Genomic DNA, 19372 nt, shown 5'->3' on the forward strand with positions numbered 1-19372 from the left:
CGCAACTCACAAAAAGCCCGCCGTTAGGGGGCCAACGACGGGCAGTCTACTCACGCTTTTCCCACGAGTCTTTAACGCCTAAGGGACATCGCTGTTCCTCCGACCTCCGCCGATGCTGTGCGGCTTATCCAGAAAATAGAAGCGGTTGCCGGTCGCGGCTTCGGCGTATTGGTCGATCGCAACCATGAGAGCCTGGGCGTGCTGGTAGCACCATCCCTGCCGGGCAGCGAGGCGTCGGGTTTCGGCCAGCGATTTCAGAAAAGGGTCAGTGACGCTCTCGTCGAACCACTTCGGAGGCTGGCTCACCATTTACGGCCTCCCAGTACCCGCCGTTGAGCCGGCAAATCCTTCTTCAGTTCCTCGCGCTTGATGCAAAGCTGGTCGATCTTGACTTGCATCCTCAGCAGGAGGAGTTCAGCGGAGGCGGTCGGTACACCGGCGCGCTGAAGCTGAAGGATTTCCTTGCGCTGCCTCCCGGACTGGACGCGCATGTGCTCGATTTCCTTTCGCACACCTTCTAGGTCCATCCGTCAATGCCCTCTGGATTTGCCGGTACAGGCCTTCAGCCCGGCGACGAGCTGATCGTAGAAGCGGAGCCGTCTGAACAGGATTTCGATTTCACGGTTTTTACGCGTGGTCATTCTCAGGCCCGCGCGCATCAATGCGCCGTCTGGTCGGCCTATCAGAAACCGGTCTTGGCGCCGCCGGAGCGCGTCTGGGAATGAAGAAGCTGTTGACCAGGATTGGCTCCCGGTCACCGAGCCGGGCGCGCTCCTGAACCAGCAAGCTCATGGCGGCACGCATCACCATGATCTCCCCGGCAATTTCCGAGCATTCCTCATCCTGGTTGATCTGCTCGTGCATGATGGCGTCAGCCTCCAGCATGCTCACCCTTAATGCCCTGATTTTCTTGCGGATTTCGTTAATACGGTTGTCCATGGCTCACCTCTTTGCGGGTCGAGCCCATAGAGAACAAATAAAGAACAAATTTCAAGTTAAGAATACAAGGCAGCCAAAGATTCTGCTCGCGCCAGCGCTTGGCATAGGCCGACTCCTCGTCCTGCCGCAACATCGGAAACTTGCGGATTTCCGTAAGATAGTGCGTCAACCCGGCGTCGAGCGACAGCATCGGAACAAATGAAGTGCCTCCCATTGTCCACCCTCCTCGTCTCTTTTCGACAGCGCGTATTGCCAGCGTTTTCGTACCCAGATTTGAAAAAACCTAATTTGGCGCACGGTACCCGTTGATGGATGACGTTACGACCGAGGGCGGCGGCGTGTACGTTTGCGGTGGATCGGGCCGCATCACAAGATAGAGTTCGCCCGCTACCAGCATGACGGCAGCGATCGCCAAAGCAAACATGCCCAGCACTAGATCGTATGGGTCATCCATCGCTTTCGAAGTCTTGCGGTTCTATTCGAACCTAGGCGCATCCGCAGCACGGCGAGAACGTCTGACGGTGACAGGGATGTCTCGCGCACCGCAGGACTGCACAGGGCGTAACCGGACCGACCTGCCCCTCTCGCCGCTCCATGCCTTCGCATCCTGCTGCAGCCGTTTTGCCCAGCGATGCTCCAGACGGTCGATCACGTGACGAGGTAAACGGATATCGTCCATGCGCTCCTCCTCAAGCTGCCATCGTCCGCGCCGTTGAGAACCGGCGCTTTGGCGTGCCACCAGGCGGGTTGCGCGGGCCACCATCGAGTTCACATAAGGCCGAGAGGATGGCGTCAATGCTTACTGGCGCCTTCAGTGCTTTCGGAGCCCGCAAAGCAGGGCATGAAGCGATCGCTGAAGCGTCGGAAGCCCAGGAGGCAAGGATCGCCCGCTTCTCGGCCAGCGTCAGATCCGGATGCGATACCACATCCTTGGGATGCTCGAAGACGGTGCCGGGGTGCAGCAGCGCCTGGAAGTCGAAAACGTTGTCGTGGGTGGCGGTCGTCGGCCGCATGTTTTCCTCCATTCTAAGACGAGTGGGGCGGCAGCCCGACAACGAGGCCGGGCCGCCGCAGGGTATTCGCTCAAGCCGCCTTGGCTTCGATCTGATGAACGTTGCTGCCGTTGATGGCGATCCGCCGCGGCTTCATGGCCTCGGGGATTTCCCGGACCAGTTCGATCTTCAGCAGCCCGTTGTCGAACGAGGCGCTCTTGACCTGGACATAGTCGGCCAGGTTGAACTGCCGCTTGAAGTGCCGGGTCGAGATGCCGCGGTACAGGAACTCGCGCTCGGACTTTTCGGGCTTATTGCCTTCGATCGTCACGACGTTCTGCTCGGCCGTGATCGAGATTTCGTCGGGCGAAAAGCCGGCCACCGCAAGCGAGATTTGGTAGCTGTCTTCGCCGAGCCGTTCGATGTTATAGGGCGGATAGTTGTCCTCGGTCGCGCGCTGGGCGGATTCCGCGAGGTCGAAGAGGCGGTCGAAACCGATGGTCGAACGCCAAAGGGGAGAGAAGTCGTAACTGCGCATAGCCAGATCCTCCAAAGAGCAAAATGGGTACGAGCGGCACCGGACACGACCGGTGTCCGTCTCAGGTTCCCGGGCCCATCAGGCGCCTAGGAGCCATCTTGCGATGGCGACTGAAAAATAAAAAAAACGGATTTTGGTTTCAAGAGGCGCCTGAAAATTTTTCAGCCTGGCCATAGGTGGCTTGGTTTAACGATCTTCCACGCCGCCGCCGGCCGCCCTTTGGGGCCTACGTCGACCGGGGACCGGTCCAGAAAAACCCTCGCCGACGTGACGGAGAATGGAGACTCCGCGATTTCGTGACCAGCTGCGCGCTTGCAAACGGCTTTGCAGTAGGATGCTGTACCTCTCCGCGACTAAGAGCCGTTGACTAACACCGCGCGCGCCGCAGCGCAGCTTCCAATCGGTCCTTCTCCTTCTTCCAGCAGGCTACCTCGGTTTGTGATCTCTTCTCGAGCGCCTCGACCTGGGCCTCGATGGCGGCGGCCCGCCTCACGTGCTCTTGCTCAGCCTTCTTCAACGCAGCGTGCGCCTTGTCGACGGCCTGCCGCCGGCGCTCGCGCTCCTTCTGCCTGGCGGCTTCTTCCTTCGTTTGTTCAAGCTCGCGGCGCCTCTGCTCCCGTTCGTAGGCGAGAGCGGTCTGTCGCTCCGTCGCCCTATCGACAGGGCGAGAGGAACGCTTTTTCGTCTTTGAGCCTTTTGACTTGCGGGTGGCCTTCGCTGCTCCGCCGTCGCCAAGATCGGTGGGTAGCTCGGCATGTTCGCTGAAGGGTCGGTCGGTTCCAACCGGGCGCCTGAGAACGACGCCGGGCTTCGCCATGGCCGCGGCGATGATTTCCGGATCGTCGCTTTCCTTCGCCGCGCCCTGGTGGAAGAGATTGCTGTCGGCGCCCCACGCCTCCAGAGCCGCCTTCATTGATGGCGCGGCGATCGCCTGATCGAAAAAGCCCAACGAGGTCTGGTAGGTTTTCAGTTTTCTCGCCATGGAAAGCCCCTGCATTACCCACTGACCGCTACCGTGGGATCGGGCGTTTTGTCTACCTCGCCCGCCGGCTGGCCCGGGATAAATCTCGCCGCATCCGGCTTATCGTAACGAGCTTTCAGGAAACCCGCCAAAGGCACACCGATGGTCGCGATGCCCACCTTCCCTGCTGCTTTGGCATCGTAGGGCTTGTCCCCAATCGCGACGGTCGATCCGATCTCGAAGATGTCCGGCGCCATTTTCCATTCTTCTACGTCGTCGGAAGAAGTTTTCAAGCCCACCAGGTCGTTGATGCCTGCGATGTCGAGATACTTTTCGACATCATCCTCTTGGCCGAGGAAGCAAAGGCGATCTCGGCAACCGCCCAATCGACGAGGCGCGCTCGCTCTAGGGACTCTCCCAGAGCAATTGGTAAAGATGGCACCAACCGCGATGTCTTTGTGCCAGCGTCAATCTGTCACGACAACCAAATCGGGAGCAAACCGTTAAGCTAATCGCGTCGCTTCAGCGTTTTTCAGGGCAAGAGGGGCCATGCAGTCTCGACCTCCGCAGGTTGCTCTTCTTGCGAGCGGCACAGGCGTTTTCGCGATCGTCGCGCTGATCGCGGGCTTCTTACAATTCGGGCCGCACACCCAGCACATGATGGCCCATATCCTCACGATGAACGTCGCGGCCCCGATACTCAGCGTAATCGTGCTCGCGCGCCGCACGAGGCCTGCTAGGGGCGTTTCCCTGCTTTGGCTCGCAACAATTCTCCAGATCACCCTGCTTTGGAGCTGGCACGCACCAATCGCGCAAAACCTCCTATACCATGCACCTGCCTGGATGGGCGTGATGCACGTTCTACTGTTGATGGCTGCCGTAGCATTTTGGACGTCCTTGTTCTCCCTGCGCGCCTCCTCGCGCTGGCAGGCTATTCCGGCACTCCTGGTCACGGGCAAGTTGGTCTGCCTGCTCGCCGCTCTCCTCGTCTTAGCGCCACGAGTGCTTTATGGGTCCTCGGCCCATACCGCACCCAGCTTGGACGATCAGCACCTCGCGGGGCTCTTGATGCTTGCAGCCTGTCCGTTCAGCTACCTCATCGTGGCTGTGTTCTTGACGGTCCATTTGGTCGGCGCGGGTGAACCTTCAGGCGCGCCCCCACAGATTCAGCGAACCGTCAGTTAGCCATGCGCACCCATCCTACGGTGCGTGTCCGCATCGTCCTGCTGGCCGGAATGGCAGCTCTAATCCTTGGCATACTGTTCATGTGGTCGGGCATCTACAGCGTCGCCGCAAGTCGCGGGCATTGGGCGGTGACCGAATGGTTGCTGACGTTCGCAATGCGCAATTCCGTCAAGACCCACGCACTGACAATCGAAGTGCCGCGGCTCGATAATGCCGATCTCGTGACACTCGGCGCGGCGCACTTCCATGGCGGCTGCGCCTATTGTCATGGCGCTCCCGGCATCCCCATCAGCCCGATCGCACAGGCCATGCTGCCGCCCCCGCCGGATCTTGTGAGCGACATGCGACCATGGCGCGATCGCGAGCTGTTCTGGATCATCAAGAATGGCATCAAATATACGGGCATGCCAGCGTGGTCGGCGCAGCAGCGCGACGACGAAGCGTGGGCGCTCACTGCCTTTCTGCGACGGCTCCCGACCCTGGACGCCGCACAATACCGCGAATTCGCGCTTGCCTGGGCTGCCATGGCGAAGATGCTTTGCAGATCTATCCTCGCCTGGAGGCCTGCGCGTGCCACCGCAGAGCGGTGAGAGCCTTGCCACCAGCGAGACGACGGCTCCCGCGATCGGCGCGTGCGCTCGCTGCCACGGTGCCGAGCAGTCGCGGCCGGTCAGCTCCCTGGTGCCCGTTCTGCACGGGCAACCGGAGGCGTTCATGGTCGCGTCGCTCGAGGCTTATGCAAGCGCGCATCGCGCAAGTGGAATCATGCAGCCGGTCGCGCGCGCGCTCAGCCATGACGATTTTCGAGGTGCGGCAAAATATTATGCAAGCCTAGCACCCCCACCCCTGCCACAAGGATCAACGGATGCGTCCGCTATCGAGCGAGGACGCATCATCGCGACGAATGGCGACCCGAACACGAGAGTCCCCGCTTGCCTGGGCTGCCATGGCGAAGATGCTTTGCAGATCTATCCTCGCCTGGCCGGGCAAAATCTCCCATACATGCTTAACCGGCTTCGTCTCTGGAAAAACGGCCTCGCGCCAGGCACCGCGACTGACACCATCATGGTCCCGATCGCGCGCGCATTGAGTGAAGCACAGATCGAAGACGTGGCGGCGTATTACGCTTCGCGCGTTCTTCCTTCGGGTAAGCCGCGATGAACGGATTCTTTCAGTCCGTACTTGCGCCGCACGGTCCACAGGCCGAACAGATCGCGATACTTGCCTGGGTGCTGTTCGCATTCGGTTCGCTCATCCTGGGGCTGGTCATCGCAGCGACGTGGCTCTCGATGCGCGGCACGCCGCGCATACGCGGGGCACTCGCCCAGGAACGCTCGATCATCGCGTTTGGCCTGGCTTTGCCTGTGGTCACGCTCACCGTCTTGTTGGGCTACGGCGTATGGCTCACGCGCGTGCAGGCCGGCCATACGGACGGTGCCGTTCGCATCGAGGTGACCGGCGAGCAATGGTGGTGGCGCGTTGTCTATGCGGGTCCAACGCCCGTCGTGAGTTCGAACGAGATCCGGATTCCCGTGGGCCAGCCTGTCGATTTTACGCTCAAGGCAGCAGATGTGATCCACAGCTTCTGGGTCCCCAGCCTCGGCGGCAAGGTCGACATGATCCCCGGCCGCATGACGCGCCTGCGGCTGACTGCCGAACGCGCCGGTGTCTATCGCGGGCAATGCGCGGAATACTGCGGCGGCCCGCATGCGCTGATGGCTCTCAACATAATCGCCATGCCACGCGGCGAATATGACGCCTGGCTTGCCCGTGCAGTCGAACGGAAGGCGGTTCGCCTAACCGATATCGAGCAACGTGGCCGATCTCTTTTCCTGGCAGCCGGCTGCGGCACCTGCCATGCCGTGCGGGGCACAGATGCCGCAGGGACAATTGGTCCCGATCTGACAGATTTCGGGGCGCGCGGTTCCGTTGGAATCGACACCCTGCCGACTACGGCTGACAACGTCGCGAGCTTCATCCGCGATGGCCAACACATCAAGCCAGGCAACCGTATGCCGGAATTTCGTATCTTCTCACCGGCTGAGCAGACGGCCCTCGTTAATTATCTGATGGCCCTGCGATGAGCGAACCGTCAAAAGCGCGCTTGGGAGAGCGCCCAAACAGCCTGCCGCGGCCTAAGCAAGAATTGGAAGAGCTCAAGGCCGCCTGGAAGCTGCCGAAGGGGTGGCGGATCGTCAGCGCGGTCAACAACACCGTCATTGGCTATTTTTACGTAGCCGCGGCGCTGCTGTTTTTCCTGCTGGCAGGAATCCTGGCCCTCCTGATGCGCCTTCAGCTTGCGATACCTGGCAACACGTTCCTGTCGCCGGAAACGTACAATCAGATCTTCACGATGCACGGCACCGTGATGATGTTCTTGTTCGCCGTGCCGGTCGTCGAAGCCATGGGCATTCTCCTGTTGCCGCAGATGCTGGGCGCGCGCGACCTTCCGTTTCCACGCCTCGGCGCCTTCGCATTCTGGGCCTACTTCGTTGGAGGAATCATATTCTTCGGTACGCTGTTCTACGATCTCGCCCCATCCGGTGGCTGGACCATGTATCCGCCGCTCACAGGCTCGCAGTATTCCCCTGGTCTTGGCGCGGATTTCTGGCTTCTCGGCATAGGTTTCATTGAAATATCCGCTATCGCGGGCGCGATCGAGCTGATCGTCGGCGTATTGCGAACGCGGGCGCCGGGCATGACGCTCGACCGTATGCCGATATTCGCCTGGACGATGCTGGTGTTCGCCGGAATGATCGTCTTTGCGTTTCCGGCCGTCATTCTGGCTACGCTGCTGCTTGAGTTCGAGCGCGCCTTCGGCTGGCCGTTCTTCATTCCGCAGAACGGCGGTGACGCCCTGCTATGGCAGCATCTGTTCTGGTTTTTCGGCCACCCGGAGGTCTACATCATCTTCCTGCCGGCTGCCGGCATGGTCTCGATGATTGTACCCACGATGGCCCGCACTCCGCTGGTCGGGCACCGTTTGATCGTCGTCGCTTTGATCGCGACCAGCTTTTTCTCTTTCGGCCTTTGGGTGCATCACATGTTCACCACTGGCATCCCCGCGCTTTCGTTGAGCTTCTTCTCGGCTGCCAGCATGGCGGTCGCGCTGCCGACCGGCATTCAGATTTTCGCCTGGATCGCGACGATCGCATCCGGACGTCTGCAGATAACGACGGCATCGCTGTTCGTGCTTGGATTCCTGTTCATCTTCACATTGGGTGGATTGACGGGCGTGATGGTCGCGATGGTGCCCTTCGACTGGCAGGCGCATGACACCTACTTTGTCGTGGCGCATTTTCACTATGTGCTGGTAGGCGGCATGGTATTTCCGCTGTTCGGTGCCTTGTATTATTGGGTACCCGCCTTCAGCCGCCGCGTGCTCTCGGAGCGCCTCGGCAAGGCGACATTCGGTCTGATGTTCATTGGCTTCAATGTTGCTTTTTTCCCGACGCATATCACCGGGCTCATGGGCATGCCGCGCCGCGTCTACACGTATCCGGCCGTTGCAGAGTGGGGCGTGCTGAACATGATCTCGACGATCGGAGCATTCCTGTTTGCGGCCGGCGTCCTCCTTTTCCTGGTCGATCTCGTCCGAAACTTGCGTCCAACCCTTTCCGAGCCGGTCGGGGACGTGTGGAAGAGCGCCTCGCTCGAATGGATGCACAACGACGTCTACGGACCGCGCAGCGTTCCGCTGGTGACGAGCCGCAACCCACTTTGGGACCAGCCCGGGCTATCCGAGGAATCGAAACAGGGGCGTCATTATCTGCCTGGTACGGTAACAGGTCGGCGCGAAACCATCATCACCTCCCCGATCGAGGCGACACCACAGGCGCTTCAACGTCTGCCCGGAGACGGCTGGACGCCGCTGCTCGGCGCGGTCTTCACGGCTGGTTTTTTCATGCTGCTCACCGTGAATCTTGTGCCGCTGGCAATCATCTCGGGCGTGCTCGCGTTGATGATGATCCTGATCTGGATGTGGAGCAACGATCCCGAGCCGCTCCCTCGTGCCGAGATTGGTCACGGCATCAAGGTTCCGACCTATGTCAGCGGCCCACTCTCGCATTCCTGGTGGGCAATGGTCGTACTCTTGCTCGTGGCCGGATCGCTCTTCCTGTCCCTGGTGTTTTCGTACCTTTTCCTTTGGACGGTCTCGCCGCAGATCTGGCCGAAACCTGAACAACTGCCGCACTCCACCTGGCCATTCGCTTCGGCTGTTTTACTCAGCGCCAGCAGCGGGCTGATGGTCGTAGCGGGCCGCATTCTTCCGAAGCGAATTCGCGACGGGGCAGCATTCGTCGCTGCAATTGGCTTGGCGGTCGCGTTGCTTTGCGGAGGTCTCTGCGTCGAAGTCCTCTCACACTGGCGCGCTGGCTTTCGTCCAGAAGCCGATGCGCATGCGGCGCTCGTTTACATGACATCGTTCCTTCAGCTTCAGCTTGTGCTTGCGCTCGTTGTCATGGCCGGCTTTGCCGTCGCGCGCCGCCTTGCCGGCTTACTGAGCCATCGGCGGCGTGTCGTCTTCGACAATGCCGCGCTGCTTTGGCATTACACGGTCGCACAAGGTTTGTTCGGTCTCCTGCTCGTGCACGGCTTTCCGAGGATCGCATGACCGTGCCGCGCACCCGGCCTCTTGCCGATTTTCTGCGTATCTTCGTTGCGCCGGTGGTCTGGTTCATTCATCTTGTCCTGCTTTACGGCGCGGAGGCTCTCCTTTGCATACCGCCGGCCGGCTCCGCGCGGGCAACAATCTGGGTTGGCATTTCCGCAACCGTGGCGGCGCTCGCAGCCCTGGTCCTGGTCTCAGTTTCAGCGCCACGGGTAGACGCACGAAGCAAGCAAACGGGTGCGACATTTTTGCGCAATACCGCGCTGTCGCTCGCGCTTTTGTCCGCCGTCGGCATCATCTGGAATACTCTACCGTTGGCATTGGTACGGGCCTGCGCGCTGGCAACACCCTAGTCGGAACCGGCGTCTCTCGGTGCGGTTGTTGGGAGAGGCGCGCCGCGCCGTCCGGAGGTCCTCATGACAATCACCCGCACCCGAATGCTGGCCGCCCTGGGTGTCGTCGGCGTCCTTGGCGCCCTCGCCTTCCTGTTTTCCGTCTGGGGCGACAGCTCAAAAATCTCGGAAACGGCAACGATCGGCCCCAATCCCACGCTTCCTGAGCCGGTCACCACCCTGATCCCAACCGTTGATATCGCGCCCGCCAAGGGCTGGCCGGAAGGCGTCAAGCCGGCGCCTGCAAGCGGCCTCGCCGTGACCGCGTTTGGGAAAGGTCTGGACCATCCGCGCTGGCTGTTCGTGCTTCCGAATGGCGATGTCCTTGTTGCGGAGACTAACGCACCCAAGCGCGAAGAGCGCTCCGGCCTCAAGACCTTTGTGATGAACCAGGTCATGAAGCGCGCCGGCGCAGGGGTACCGAGCGCAAACCGGCTCACACTCTTGCGCGACACCGATGGCGACGGCATTGCCGAGACCCGTACGGAATTCCTCAAGGACTTGAACTCGCCGTTCGGGATGGCGTTGATCGGCGATCACCTTTACGTCGCCAACACCGATGCTGTCGTGCGTTTCCCTTACAAGGAAGGCGTCACGCAGATCAGTGAACCCGGCACGAAACTCGCCGAGCTGCCGGGCGGAACGTTGAACCATCATTGGACCAAGGGGCTCGTGGCAAGCAAGGACGGCGCAAAGCTTTATGCCTCTGTCGGCTCCAACAGCAACGTCGCCGAGAATGGTATCGAGAAGGAGGACCGGCGCGCCGCTATCCTTGAGATCGACGTAAAGTCCGGACAGTCGCGCGTGTTCGCGAGCGGTCTGCGCAATCCAGTCGGCATGAGCTTCCATCCGCAGACCAACGAACTTTGGACGGTCGTCAACGAACGCGACGAGTTGGGCAGCGATCTCGTCCCGGATTATCTGACTTCCGTTAAGGACGGCGGGTTTTACGGCTGGCCCTACAGCTATTTCGGCAAGCACGTCGATACCCGCGTGAAGCCGCGCCCCGATATGGTCGAGAAGGCAATAGTCCCGGACTATGCGCTCGGCAATCACGTCGCGCCGCTTGGATTTACCTTCGCATCTAGCGACCTGCTGCCGGGGCAATTGCAGAACGGCGGATTCGTCGGCCTGCATGGTTCCTGGAATCGCACGCCGCTCAGCGGTTACAAAGTCATTTTCGTGCCCTTCAGGGACGGAAAACCCGAGGGCAAGCCGATCGACGTCCTGACAGGCTTCGTCAACAAGGACGGTGACGCTTACGGTCGGCCCGTGGGCGTCGAGATCGACAAGAAAGGCGCACTTCTCGTCGCCGACGATGTCGGCAATGTGGTATGGCGCGTCGCGCCGCAAAGCCGCACTGCCGCGAATTAGTTGTCGGAGAACCCGAGGGTGGAGAAACTTTTCGCTGTCGATTGGGCCGAATTGGTCATTCCAACTCATTCAATTGGCGAGATGCTCGTGCGCGGCACGGTGACGTACCTGGCGCTATTTCTGATTCTTCGCTTTGTGATGAAACGCCAGACCTCCACGATCGGCATCGCCGATATTCTTGTTGTGGTGGTGATTGCCGATGCTGCTCAGAACGCGTTCTCTCGGGAGTACAAGTCGATCACAGAGGGGCTTGTGCTGGTTCTGACAATCGTGTTCTGGGATTTCGCGCTCAACTATTTGAGCTATCGCTACAAGCTCTTTGCGCATTTGCTCGCGCCGACACCAATGCTGCTCGTCAAAGACGGGGACATGATCAAGCGCAATATGCGTAAGGAATTTATTACCGAGGACGAATTGTCCAGTGAGTTGCGGCAACAAGGCGTCGAGGACGCCCGTGACGTGAAGGCTGCCTGGCTCGAAGGCAACGGCGAGATCAGCGTCATCAGGAAAGACAAGGAAGATGCGCCCAAGCGGAGACGGCAGCCCGTTGCTTAACACGGGTAACGTAATCTTCCCGTCTTTCAGTTCTACCATCGTTTTCGCGCGATCCGCCAACAGCTACCGTTGAGTGAGCCCTTCCATAATTGCAGGAATCTCTCCGGGAAGCGGTCCTAGTTAAGCCTGATCTTAATGGGCCTGGCGACGCTTGGCTTAGCTTGTTCGGTTGCCGTGCCCTCTGTCTTCATCATCTCCCGCTTTTTCGACTCCATTTCCAGCGCCGACGCGAAGGTCCAGTCATCTCCACAGCCGCTGACGGTGTCCAGTTCGTCGATGGTCAGTTCGCGAAGGTTGTTCATTGTCCCTCTCCGTTGGTCCGGGACGGCGATCATCGCTCGTCATGCGGCCAAGCTACCCGGTCCGTTCGAGGGCTTACTGTGCCAGACATCACACAAGACAACCGGCGATTGCCAAGCCCTTTCGCGCGCCTGCCCCTGGTCGCTTAAACCGTCCTCGAATGAACCTCGTCCCGAGACACCAGCCGGCTGTTGCCAAACCGGTGAGTTGCCGCCCCGTTAGGAACCTTGCTCCCCGAGGTGTATTTTTGGCCGGGGAAACCTAGGACAGTCTTGTGCTCAGGAACAAACCAAAGCGTTGGAGCAACGAGGAGGATCGCCGCTTGCTGCAACTAGTGTCGAGCGGTCGATCGACCATATCTATTGCCGCGGCTCTTCATAGGTCGCAAAAGGCAGTCAGGTTGCGCCTTGAGTTTTTGCGTGCCGGAGCGAAACAATTAGATCACCTCCCGCGCCAGGAAATCTACCTTGCGTGGACTGCTCTGGAAGAGGAGCAACTTCGAGATGCCGTGAATGCCGGTCAAAACTCCGCGCAGATAGCGAAGAAGTTGAAACGAACACAAGCTGCTGTTTTAGGGCACGCCTATAAGTTAGGGCTGAGGTTCGGCAACAGATGAGCCGCCCCGTGGGCCGGCCGATATCTACAGGCGCGATAACGGTTACCGGGTGGCATGCCTCGCCACCTCAGTTCGGCGGCTCGATGCTTGTCGGCAAGGTATTGGCCCAACGGTAAGCGCTCGATCTCCATGGCTCCGCTCCATCAGCGCGGAATGCGCCGACAGATTGCAGACCTGAGTCGCGGCGGACAAGTGACCTCACCCGCCATTGACTCTCCATAGTTGAAGCGACCAGACTTGAGTCGTGCAAACCATTCCTTCGGTCGAAATGCTTGAGGCCCTTAAGTTCAATGCCGAGAGATGAATTTACACAGCAAATCAAGGAGCGCCTAGCCAAACGTGTAGGGATGCGCTGCTCCAATCCTGACTGCAGGGCGCCGACGTCTGGGCCTAGTTCAGATGATCCGGACGCCGTAACAAACATTGGTGTCGCAGCGCACATTAGTGCGGCTTCCCCCGGCGGGGCGCGATATAATCCGGACATGACCTCTGAGGAACGCTCCGGCATCATGAATGGGATTTGGCTTTGCCAGAACCACGCTAAACTCATCGACGACGATGAAACTTCATTTCCGGCAAGCCTGCTGCGCGAGTGGAAAGAAACCTCGGAGGGGATAGCCTTTGTGGAGGCGAAGGGCTTCGCTGTTACCAGAGCCCGCCCCTTTGCCGATCTCGAAAAGAAGGCCCCGGGACTGATTAGCGAGATGCGAGAAGACCTCCGCAAAGAATCGTTAGTTCGCCAATTCGCTATTCTTCCCAACAACAGGGTCCGTTTCTCAGGGAGTGAGCGACAGTTCGTCTATTTTGAGGAAGCTCATTCCTACCTGCGATCCATTCTAACGATCATGATTCATACTGGCGCTATCTACGACGTAACCACGTCAGCTGTGCCGCGCTACAACTTCAGAGAGGAATTCGTCAGGTTCCTCATCGGGGACGAATAATCGCGGGCCGGTGAACTTTGGGATGGCCGCGCCGTATCGCCCGCTCTAACCCGACCCCACTAATTTGCTAGCGATCAATAGCTCAGCTAAAGGACATAGCAATGTCACATGTAAAATTGCCCCCCCACAATCGACCGCAACTTGGCCGCAAGAGTAGCGCAGAGTGCGGGGCCATCACCGAACAAGACGGAGAAATCAAAGTGAAGTGGGACGATGGTCGCACTAGCTACTTTCGGCATGGCAGAGAGGCCGACGTACAGTTAGAGAAACGTCGATAAGTGTAGCGGCCCGCTAGCCCTAATCTCTGGGGTCGATGATGGTCAGGGGGAAATTTACGAGCGTATAGACATTGCCACCGGCTTCGATGGTTACTTGAGCGGATCCTTGAGCAAGCAAATCGTTTGCTGCTTCGATGGCGTCCAGAGCGGCCTCGACTGGGCATGGCGTTCATCGTCGAGACGGCGCAGAAGATGCGCCAGAGCCGGTTCATCATCGTCAGTGCTAACAGATCGACGCCAAAATTGAGCGCCTTCGGTATTTGGTCGCGCGACTAATTGACCAACAACATCGACGGGATTGCCCAGTTAATTGCGTGTTGGAGACCAAGAAAGCCGCTCTGCGCCCTGAGTAAGGGCTTCCCCGTACAGCCGGAACGAATCCCAGCGCGCCGGCTTGAGTCTGGTTCGTTGCGTGGAGTTGCTTTTATGCGTAAGTCCAATTGGACGCCGATCGTGCCCAACGGCAACGACGAGACGGTCTACCTGGTAGCCGATGATTTCGGCAAAATCGGCCGCGCCTGGCGCGAGACCGACTATGAGACCACCGACCTCGAGACGGTCATCCAGGACCTGCTCACCGGGCAATACCGCCACCCCATCCGCGTCGTGGCCTTCAACACTGCCGAGCGCTGGTCGGAGGATGTCTCCGAAGACATCGCCCATGAGCTGCGCCAGCGTTGCGATCTGCAGGACCGCGACATCCCGTTTTCCTGCAAGGCTTCACCGACCGCTTCGAACGCTACCGCGACGTGCAGCTGCCGCTGCCGATACATGTGGTGTGACCGTGGCCTTTCAGCGCAAGAAACCGGCGGCGATCGGCGTCAAGGCGCCCTTCCCCGGATTTCATTGAGCCTGCACTTGCGACCACGATCGGTAACGTACCAAGGCGAACGCTGGATTCACGAAATCAAGTTCGACGGCTTCGGTCCACCTCCAACGAAGCGATCAAGGTCTACACCCGACGCAGCAACGACGGGATCAACCGCTTCCGGAAGATCGCCGACGATGCCCGGCACATCAGCGCCGGACTGGATAGGAACCGCCGAAGGGCGTCACAGTTGAAGCGTTGCAAACAAAGGAGATGGAAATGAAAGTCGTTAACGACGATGAAAATCCGCAGTCGTCGGAAAAGACTGTTCCTCGCCACCCGCTTGATGAATGGCAAAGAAAAGACCAGGCACGACGGGCTGAAGCCGAGAGCCATGACAAGATTCCGCCTAGTGAAAAGAAGATTCGCCCATGACACCGAGCGCCGCGACATGCCGTGGCTTTTGGGGGTCTCCTTGCCGTCGTCATTGTCGTGATAATCGTCGGTGCGATTTCCCGCTGGACCTAACTCTGATGGGCAATGCTTTGCAGTAGGCCTGTGAGTATTCGTTGGCGGTTTTCAGCAATAGCGATCCTTCGATCGTTACCATGCCGTGCAACTGCCCCTGCACTCGTGTGGACAGCGGTCCCACCCTGGGACAGCGATGGGACCGCCGGCCGGCGTCGATGCTGCATGCGAGGCACCTCTGCCGACGCTCGAAATACGCAGCTGGTCGCCAAGAGATTTCCGCTGCCTGAATTAAATTGTTGTCATGTTGCTAGGTTCACTTTTGAACATTGCGCCGCGAACCTGCCTACTGCGACCCCTGCGTCCCGAACGCAGTGCATGATTTCTATGTCATTGATTTATTAGGGATTAGCGCTCCAGATCACCACGTTTTGTTCACTTTCATTTCACCCAATTCACTGCGAAATCACTGCGATGTTCTCCTTGGAAGGTTCGATTCCGCAGTTGGCAAATCCTAAAAGTGAATTTGCCAACTGCCGTTCAGGACTTGTCCTTAGCGTAACGGATTTCTACTCCGTGGGTTGATCCTGCTGGGATCGCCACTAAACCCCTTTGAAACACTTGGCTTTTTCGAAACGGCATACAGCCAAATCGTAGAACGCAAGGGATCGAAATCCGGAAAAAGTCCCAGACTAAATCCCAGACTAATTTCGTTATGCGAAACGTCAGCGCCGCGTGGTATGCCAGCGCCCTAAGGGGAAATCGCACGTGGAAACTGTACTGATCCTGGTCATTGAAGATGACCCCGCGGTGCAAGCGCTCATCGATGAAGCTCTTTGTGAGGGCGGCTACGAACCAGCGCTCGCGGCTTCGGGCGAAGAGGCGGTGACCTTGCTAAAGGGCCGTCAGCTCCCGTACCGCGCGTTGGTGAGTGATATCAATTTGCGCGGCAGAATCGATGGGTGGGAAGTCGCGCGGGCGGCACGCGAGATCGATCCCAACTTCCCCGTCGTCTATATAACGGGCGCTGTGGCGGACCAATGGCCAGTCCGAGGCGTCCCTAACAGCCTGCTACTGATTAAGCCTTTCGCCGCCGCGCAGCTGGTGACCGCCATTTCCAACTTACTCAACACTCCCGGGCCGTCGCCCACGCCGACAGGATAAGGCCCGCGCAGTTAAGTACCTCAGTTGGCTGGCGGCCTCTTCCGGTTAGAATCAGAAACGGCCCCAGCGGGTACGCTAGAGCCGCCAACCCAGGTCGGGTTTTCTCCCGGTGGCTTTTAGGGGGACAACAATCCGGGAGCGCTGAATCGACTCTCGGAGTGTGGGGAGGTTCCAAAAAAGTGGCCCCATCGCGAAGCGGAAAGCGCGCTGAGGCCATAAAGGCGGTGTCCGTCCCTACGTGTCCTTTCGGACGCGCCGCCAATTACGGTCGTTGCCACTTTTTCCTGATTTTTCGATCTTAGTGTCGGCTACCGGACCGACATCATAATTGTGCGGAAATAACCTTCGGGCATTGACGATATCAAGTTGTATTCGACGGCTAATTTACGTGACGCCCGGCCTCAAGAGCCGGGCGTTTCGTTAGTTGCCTTTTTTGAATTTGCGAGTGGTCTATTTCTGCTAGCCCCAAAAGGCACGATCCACTCACTCACCGAAGCACTGCCCACTGTCTAGCGGTCAACGACGCTTCCCGCCCCTCCCGGATCTTCGAAAGTGTCACAGCCCGCCGCCTGCAAATTTAGATAGGTTCCAGCGGAGGGTAGTGGGTCAGTTAATCTGACCCCGAAACATTTGCTTGGTTAACCGGGCCGAGGCCCGCCGGTAGTGAAGCAGTATAGTAAATTCAATACTTTACGGAATTGTTTGGGTAAGAAACGCCTCATTGCTTTTCAAGGCGTTTCAGAATGGCCGCCCAAACTGGAACAGGAGGGCGTGACATCCCGGGCCGATTTCCCATGACTGTGTGCGGTAGGTTCAAATCGGGGACTCCCAACCACCGATGCCGATACTCGGTTCAAGATGCACTCGCCTACTTGCTATCTTGATGGCGCGATCCCCTTGAACGATAGCCGCAATGCCGCTTCAAGACGGGGATCGTTCTTTTTCCACATGCCGTCACTGATGAGCGACGCCGCGCCGTGCGCGACGACCCACGCCAACGCCAGCACGTCGGGGTCGACCGGTTTGCCTGGATTGTCCTGAACGCCGGCGACGGCAATGCGCAGTTGCTCGAACGAGTCGGGGATTCCATCGACTTCGGCGCTGCTGTTTGAACCAAAGCGGCTGAACGCCAGCCGGAAGAGCCGCGGCTCCGACGCTGCGAAGTCGATATAGGCCATGGCTGCGGCGCGTAAACGCTCCTTTCCAACCAGGCCCGTTATTGCCTTTTGAGTGCGGCCGGCGAGCAGCTCCAATACCTCCGCGGCAACCGCGGACAGCAATTCGTCCTTATCCGCGAAGTGCTTGTAAGTCGCGCCGGCTGTGACGCCGATGTCGCGCGCGGCCTCGCGCAAGCTGAAGCTTTCCGCGCCAACGTTACGAACCAGCTGCAATGCGCGCATCACAAGGGCGCTGCGCAGGTCACCATGGTGATAGGTCTTTTTTCCAGCCCTCATGTCAACACCGTTTACATTCCTGTCTCGCGCCTGTAGAAAGTAACCACTGTTCACTTAGGCATCAAGGAGCACGACGGAAATGAACGAGTTGGAATCTGTGGCCGGGACAAAGCCGTTCTGGCTGCGCGGCAATCTCGCGCCTGTGGCCGAGGAGGTGACCGCGTTCGATCTCCCCGTGGAGGGCGCGATCCCTCCCGTGTTGCGCGGTCTTTATGCCCGCAACGGCGCCAATCCGCGTCAGGGTCATTCCGGACACTGGTTTTTTGGTGATGGCATGTTGCACGGCGTATCCCTGCGCAACGGACGGGCGGAGTGGTATCGCAATTGCTGGATACGGACGCCGCAATATGATGGCGCCGAACGGAATCCCGGCGCCTTCGACGTTCGCAGCAGCACGGCCAATACCAACGTCATCTCCCATGCCGGTCGCATCATGGCACTGGTGGAGAACGCCCTGCCGATGATCATGAACCGTGAGTTGGGCACCGTCGGCTTCCATGATTACGACGGCAAGCTCAACACGCCATTCACGGCCCATCCCAAGGTTTGCCCGATGAGTGGCGAGCTGCACTTTTTCGGCTACGGCTTTCGCCCACCCTTCCTGACCTACCATGTGGCGGATGCCGCCGGCACGTTGGTGCGCAGCATCGAGATCCCGGTGCGCGCGTCGACAATGGTGCACGATTTTGCGCTGACGTCGGGTCACGTCGTTTTCATGGACCTACCAGTCGTGTTCGATCTACCCACGGCACAGCGCGGCACCATGCCGTTTGCATGGAGCGACAGCTACGGGGCCCGGCTCGGCATTCTGCCCCGGGGCGCCGGTCTGGAGAGCCTGCGCTGGGTCGAGATCGAGCCCGGCTACGTATTCCATGTGGCCAACGCGTTCGAGGAGGCGGACGGCACGATCGTCGTGGATGTGGCCTGGTACAATGAGCTGTGGCGAGGCGGACCGTCGGCAACTCATTTCGACAAGGCGACGCTGAAGCGATGGCGAATCCCGCCCGGGGCCTCGAAGGCCCAAGAGCAGCAACTTGATGACCGCTCAATCGAGTTTCCGCGTATCGACGACAGACTAGCCGGCTTGAGACATAACATTGTCTATTCCGTCGACAGCGGCACTGACCTTGCTTCCGAGCGATACACGACCGTCCGCAAATACGAACTCACGTCCGGCAGCAGCACGGCTCATGATTTCGGAACCGGTTTGCCGAGTGAGTTCACCTATATTCCGAGCGAAGGCGCGCGGGGCGAAGACCATGGCTGGCTGATTGGATTCGTCTATGACCGCACGCGCAGCACAAGCGATCTGATGATTCTCGATGCGCAGAAGATCGAAGGGAAGCCCGTGGCCCGCATCCAATTGCCACGACGCGTTCCGCAAGGCTTTCATGGCAACTGGATCCCCGACGCCCGGTAAGTCGGGCGCAGAGACCATCGCGCGTCAACGACGCGCGATGGTTCAAACATGATATTGCATTCCCCTTCTCCCCGGGGTTCGCCCAAACCTGCAACAAACAGGTTCGTGAGCTCAGCGTGTTGCAGATGGCTTTGGCGCTGCCTAGGGGAACGTGATATGCCCATAAGATGCAGAATCAGCCACTCTACCGAAAATACTGCCGCCTGTGCTGGTACGCCCGTCGCTGCTGGCGCATTGCCCTCACCGGGTCTTTTGCTAACGCCACGAATTGGGGTGGGATATTGGAGCCGGTTTGCTGGCTTTCGTCTTCCAAAAGTACGGCAGCAAGGTGATGCCTGCCGAACAGCCGTTCGAAATCGTCGCTCAAGGTCT

The 19372-nt window shown here is 59.2% G+C and carries 24 protein-coding genes; 13 read left to right on the top strand and 11 right to left on the bottom strand.

All coding sequences use genetic code 11. The features are described from left to right. Positions 1–78: 78 nt before the first annotated feature. The 8 genes from ABIE49_RS11990 to ABIE49_RS12025 all read right to left on the bottom strand — a co-directional run bounded on the left by ABIE49_RS11990 (position 79) and on the right by ABIE49_RS12025 (position 3816). Positions 79–309 (bottom strand): hypothetical protein, encoded by a 231-nt coding sequence (locus ABIE49_RS11990; RefSeq protein ID WP_192740201.1) that lies wholly within the window; start codon positions 307–309, stop codon positions 79–81. After that, on the bottom strand, positions 303–491 hold the full coding sequence (locus ABIE49_RS11995) for a hypothetical protein (protein WP_354066769.1): 189 nt from the start codon (positions 489–491) through the stop codon (positions 303–305). Before ABIE49_RS11995 ends, ABIE49_RS11990 begins: the two co-directional genes overlap by 7 nt. A 136-nt stretch (positions 492–627) precedes the next feature. Then, a complete protein-coding gene (locus ABIE49_RS12000; RefSeq protein WP_354066770.1) occupies positions 628–939 on the bottom strand; it encodes a hypothetical protein in 312 nt (103 codons plus the stop codon). Next, positions 923–1153, bottom strand: coding sequence for a sigma-70 factor domain-containing protein (locus ABIE49_RS12005; RefSeq protein WP_354066771.1), 231 nt, complete (start codon positions 1151–1153; stop codon positions 923–925). The genes ABIE49_RS12000 and ABIE49_RS12005 overlap by 17 nt, the downstream gene beginning before the upstream one ends. Before the next feature lie 475 nt (positions 1154–1628). Continuing rightward, positions 1629–1952 carry a hypothetical protein gene (locus ABIE49_RS12010; protein ID WP_192740203.1) on the bottom strand — a complete coding sequence of 108 codons (324 nt, stop codon included), beginning with the start codon at positions 1950–1952 and terminating at the stop codon, positions 1629–1631. 70 nt (positions 1953–2022) lie between these two features. Then, positions 2023–2469: a small heat shock protein HspD gene (hspD, locus tag ABIE49_RS12015; RefSeq protein ID WP_192740204.1), complete on the bottom strand. Its 447-nt coding sequence runs from the start codon at positions 2467–2469 to the stop codon at positions 2023–2025. A 367-nt stretch (positions 2470–2836) separates the two neighbouring features. Further along, positions 2837–3451: a cell envelope biogenesis protein TolA gene (locus tag ABIE49_RS12020; protein ID WP_192740205.1), complete on the bottom strand. Its 615-nt coding sequence runs from the start codon at positions 3449–3451 to the stop codon at positions 2837–2839. Between the two features lie 14 nt (positions 3452–3465). Beyond that, positions 3466–3816 carry an HAD family hydrolase gene (locus tag ABIE49_RS12025; RefSeq protein WP_192740206.1) on the bottom strand — a complete coding sequence of 117 codons (351 nt, stop codon included), beginning with the start codon at positions 3814–3816 and terminating at the stop codon, positions 3466–3468. Positions 3817–3979: 163 nt separating this feature from the next. Between ABIE49_RS12025 and ABIE49_RS12030 the strand changes: the two genes are divergently transcribed. The 8 genes from ABIE49_RS12030 to ABIE49_RS12065 all read left to right on the top strand — a co-directional run bounded on the left by ABIE49_RS12030 (position 3980) and on the right by ABIE49_RS12065 (position 11548). After that, entirely contained in the window at positions 3980–4615 is a 636-nt protein-coding gene (locus ABIE49_RS12030; protein WP_192740207.1) for a cytochrome c oxidase assembly protein, read from the top strand. A gap of 2 nt (positions 4616–4617) precedes the next feature. Continuing rightward, a complete protein-coding gene (locus ABIE49_RS12035; RefSeq protein ID WP_354066772.1) occupies positions 4618–5205 on the top strand; it encodes a c-type cytochrome in 588 nt (195 codons plus the stop codon). Between the two features lie 124 nt (positions 5206–5329). Then, positions 5330–5776, top strand: a complete 447-nt coding sequence (locus tag ABIE49_RS12040) for a c-type cytochrome (RefSeq protein ID WP_354066773.1) — start codon at positions 5330–5332, stop codon at positions 5774–5776. Then, positions 5773–6699, top strand: a complete 927-nt coding sequence (coxB, locus tag ABIE49_RS12045) for a cytochrome c oxidase subunit II (RefSeq protein ID WP_192740209.1) — start codon at positions 5773–5775, stop codon at positions 6697–6699. The genes ABIE49_RS12040 and coxB overlap by 4 nt, the downstream gene beginning before the upstream one ends. Continuing rightward, on the top strand, positions 6696–9230 hold the full coding sequence (gene ctaD, locus ABIE49_RS12050) for a cytochrome c oxidase subunit I (protein WP_192740210.1): 2535 nt from the start codon (positions 6696–6698) through the stop codon (positions 9228–9230). The genes coxB and ctaD overlap by 4 nt, the downstream gene beginning before the upstream one ends. Further along, on the top strand, positions 9227–9580 hold the full coding sequence (locus ABIE49_RS12055) for a hypothetical protein (RefSeq protein WP_192740211.1): 354 nt from the start codon (positions 9227–9229) through the stop codon (positions 9578–9580). The genes ctaD and ABIE49_RS12055 overlap by 4 nt, the downstream gene beginning before the upstream one ends. A 63-nt stretch (positions 9581–9643) precedes the next feature. Further along, positions 9644–10993 (top strand): PQQ-dependent sugar dehydrogenase, encoded by a 1350-nt coding sequence (locus ABIE49_RS12060; protein WP_354066774.1) that lies wholly within the window; start codon positions 9644–9646, stop codon positions 10991–10993. 18 nt (positions 10994–11011) lie between these two features. Then, on the top strand, positions 11012–11548 hold the full coding sequence (locus tag ABIE49_RS12065; protein ID WP_354066775.1) for a DUF421 domain-containing protein: 537 nt from the start codon (positions 11012–11014) through the stop codon (positions 11546–11548). 116 nt (positions 11549–11664) lie between these two features. Here the strand turns inward: ABIE49_RS12065 and ABIE49_RS12070 are convergent, their stop codons facing one another. Then, positions 11665–11850: a hypothetical protein gene (locus ABIE49_RS12070; RefSeq protein ID WP_192740212.1), complete on the bottom strand. Its 186-nt coding sequence runs from the start codon at positions 11848–11850 to the stop codon at positions 11665–11667. A 1096-nt stretch (positions 11851–12946) separates the two neighbouring features. Here ABIE49_RS12070 and ABIE49_RS12075 point away from each other — a divergent pair. From ABIE49_RS12075 to ABIE49_RS12090, 4 genes are all read left to right on the top strand, one after another. Beyond that, positions 12947–13408, top strand: a complete 462-nt coding sequence (locus ABIE49_RS12075) for a hypothetical protein (protein ID WP_192740213.1) — start codon at positions 12947–12949, stop codon at positions 13406–13408. A 731-nt stretch (positions 13409–14139) separates the two neighbouring features. After that, on the top strand, positions 14140–14748 hold the full coding sequence (locus ABIE49_RS12080; protein ID WP_210337543.1) for a hypothetical protein: 609 nt from the start codon (positions 14140–14142) through the stop codon (positions 14746–14748). Between the two features lie 25 nt (positions 14749–14773). Further along, positions 14774–14929: a hypothetical protein gene (locus tag ABIE49_RS12085; RefSeq protein ID WP_192740214.1), complete on the top strand. Its 156-nt coding sequence runs from the start codon at positions 14774–14776 to the stop codon at positions 14927–14929. 801 nt (positions 14930–15730) lie between these two features. Beyond that, positions 15731–16126, top strand: coding sequence for a response regulator (locus ABIE49_RS12090; protein ID WP_192740215.1), 396 nt, complete (start codon positions 15731–15733; stop codon positions 16124–16126). Positions 16127–17001: 875 nt separating this feature from the next. Here ABIE49_RS12090 and ABIE49_RS12095 read toward each other — a convergent pair. Then, positions 17002–17634 carry a TetR/AcrR family transcriptional regulator gene (locus ABIE49_RS12095; RefSeq protein WP_354066776.1) on the bottom strand — a complete coding sequence of 211 codons (633 nt, stop codon included), beginning with the start codon at positions 17632–17634 and terminating at the stop codon, positions 17002–17004. 25 nt (positions 17635–17659) lie between these two features. Between ABIE49_RS12095 and ABIE49_RS12100 the strand changes: the two genes are divergently transcribed. Beyond that, on the top strand, positions 17660–19000 hold the full coding sequence (locus tag ABIE49_RS12100) for a carotenoid oxygenase family protein (protein WP_192740216.1): 1341 nt from the start codon (positions 17660–17662) through the stop codon (positions 18998–19000). Positions 19001–19184: 184 nt separating this feature from the next. On the opposite strand, the gene ABIE49_RS12105 is transcribed toward ABIE49_RS12100, so the two are convergent. Continuing rightward, positions 19185–19367 carry a hypothetical protein gene (locus ABIE49_RS12105; protein ID WP_192740217.1) on the bottom strand — a complete coding sequence of 61 codons (183 nt, stop codon included), beginning with the start codon at positions 19365–19367 and terminating at the stop codon, positions 19185–19187. Between the last annotated feature and the right edge of the window lie 5 nt (positions 19368–19372).

This window comes from Bradyrhizobium sp. OAE829 (assembly GCF_040546575.1).
In the GTDB taxonomy this organism is placed as follows: domain Bacteria; phylum Pseudomonadota; class Alphaproteobacteria; order Rhizobiales; family Xanthobacteraceae; genus Bradyrhizobium.

Excerpts from the sequence above, each read along its gene's own strand:
- ABIE49_RS11990 (WP_192740201.1), bottom strand. The coding sequence starts at position 309 with ATGGTGAGCCAGCCTCCGAAGTGGTTCGACGAGAGCGTCACTGACCCT.
- ABIE49_RS11995 (WP_354066769.1), bottom strand. The coding sequence starts at position 491 with ATGCGCGTCCAGTCCGGGAGGCAGCGCAAGGAAATCCTTCAGCTTCAG.
- ABIE49_RS12000 (WP_354066770.1), bottom strand. The coding sequence starts at position 939 with ATGGACAACCGTATTAACGAAATCCGCAAGAAAATCAGGGCATTAAGG.
- ABIE49_RS12005 (WP_354066771.1), bottom strand. The coding sequence starts at position 1,153 with ATGGGAGGCACTTCATTTGTTCCGATGCTGTCGCTCGACGCCGGGTTG.
- ABIE49_RS12010 (WP_192740203.1), bottom strand. The coding sequence starts at position 1,952 with ATGCGGCCGACGACCGCCACCCACGACAACGTTTTCGACTTCCAGGCG.
- hspD (WP_192740204.1), bottom strand. The coding sequence starts at position 2,469 with ATGCGCAGTTACGACTTCTCTCCCCTTTGGCGTTCGACCATCGGTTTC.
- ABIE49_RS12020 (WP_192740205.1), bottom strand. The coding sequence starts at position 3,451 with ATGGCGAGAAAACTGAAAACCTACCAGACCTCGTTGGGCTTTTTCGAT.
- ABIE49_RS12030 (WP_192740207.1), top strand. The coding sequence starts at position 3,980 with ATGCAGTCTCGACCTCCGCAGGTTGCTCTTCTTGCGAGCGGCACAGGC.
- ABIE49_RS12035 (WP_354066772.1), top strand. The coding sequence starts at position 4,618 with ATGCGCACCCATCCTACGGTGCGTGTCCGCATCGTCCTGCTGGCCGGA.
- ABIE49_RS12040 (WP_354066773.1), top strand. The coding sequence starts at position 5,330 with ATGGTCGCGTCGCTCGAGGCTTATGCAAGCGCGCATCGCGCAAGTGGA.
- coxB (WP_192740209.1), top strand. The coding sequence starts at position 5,773 with ATGAACGGATTCTTTCAGTCCGTACTTGCGCCGCACGGTCCACAGGCC.
- ctaD (WP_192740210.1), top strand. The coding sequence starts at position 6,696 with ATGAGCGAACCGTCAAAAGCGCGCTTGGGAGAGCGCCCAAACAGCCTG.
- ABIE49_RS12055 (WP_192740211.1), top strand. The coding sequence starts at position 9,227 with ATGACCGTGCCGCGCACCCGGCCTCTTGCCGATTTTCTGCGTATCTTC.
- ABIE49_RS12060 (WP_354066774.1), top strand. The coding sequence starts at position 9,644 with ATGACAATCACCCGCACCCGAATGCTGGCCGCCCTGGGTGTCGTCGGC.
- ABIE49_RS12070 (WP_192740212.1), bottom strand. The coding sequence starts at position 11,850 with ATGAACAACCTTCGCGAACTGACCATCGACGAACTGGACACCGTCAGC.
- ABIE49_RS12075 (WP_192740213.1), top strand. The coding sequence starts at position 12,947 with ATGACCTCTGAGGAACGCTCCGGCATCATGAATGGGATTTGGCTTTGC.
- ABIE49_RS12085 (WP_192740214.1), top strand. The coding sequence starts at position 14,774 with ATGAAAGTCGTTAACGACGATGAAAATCCGCAGTCGTCGGAAAAGACT.
- ABIE49_RS12100 (WP_192740216.1), top strand. The coding sequence starts at position 17,660 with ATGAACGAGTTGGAATCTGTGGCCGGGACAAAGCCGTTCTGGCTGCGC.